Raw genomic sequence first — 929 nt, 5'->3', positions numbered from 1 at the left:
CCAAGAGAAATCATAGACCCAGAAGAAGAGAAAAAGTCTATGGTGGAAAGTCAGGTTAGGCGTTCAAATGCAGCGATAGCTGAATATGATGAAAGGGAAAGAAGAAGAGCTAAACTATTGGCTTCTTTGACTAAAGATAATCCTCCACAGGTAAGTAACGCGCCAATACTCAAATCAAGGCTGTTAAAAAATGAAGAGAATATGAATGCGCTAGGAAGTGGTTCATTTTCTTACCTGTCTATGGGGATGAAAAGCTTTGAAGTATTAAAAGCTCAAGAAGCATTGAAAGCAGTGGGAGTCTATCAAGGAAAGGTTGACGGAATCTTTGGAAGTAAAACAGAGCAAGCGGTTAAATCTTTTCAGCAGACATACAAACCAACGCATACAACTCATGCTCAATACAATCTTGATAAGACCGATGGTGTTGTAGGCAGAAATACTGTACTAGCACTAGATGAAGCGGTCGTTGAGCAATGGGATAGCACTTTTCATCTTGGTTGGATGCAATCGACGACCACTCAATCACAAGATGAATTGTGGGCAAACCTCTTTACGTCAGAGACAAGTGAGGAACAAAAGCAGACCATCAAGCGCTGTAATCTTCATTTGAACGAGCCCGTTCGAGAGGGTGAAATTGTCCTTCTTCCAACTACAGAGCCTAAAACAAAGGATGAACGAGAGCTGCTCAATCTTTGGATTGAACAAGCGAAGATTGCCAGTAAGGAATTAGGAAAACTATTGGATGAGGAGGTAGCGACACTCAACCGTCACTTCGAGCTTTTCTCTCATCAACTGGAAGAGCGGATTGAAGCGGATGGTTTACCTCTTGATTTTTATGCTCAGGTAGCGGTGGGGGTTGGCGCAACGTCTGCAATCGTTGAGCAAAACCTTAAGAATATTCAAAATGTTCTATTAGAAATAAATGGGCT

At 41.9% G+C, this 929-nt stretch carries 1 protein-coding gene; it reads left to right on the top strand.

The window, feature by feature from the left end; translation table 11 throughout:
• Window positions 1-929 (top strand): peptidoglycan-binding domain-containing protein (locus ACQEXR_RS20255; protein ID WP_427021047.1); only part of this gene is annotated, 929 nt, incomplete at both ends.

Origin of the sequence: Vibrio sp. TRT 2004, from assembly GCF_050113735.1 — a bacterium.
Classification (GTDB): Bacteria; Pseudomonadota; Gammaproteobacteria; order Enterobacterales; family Vibrionaceae; genus Vibrio.
This window is presented reverse-complemented; position numbering and strand designations above follow the sequence as displayed.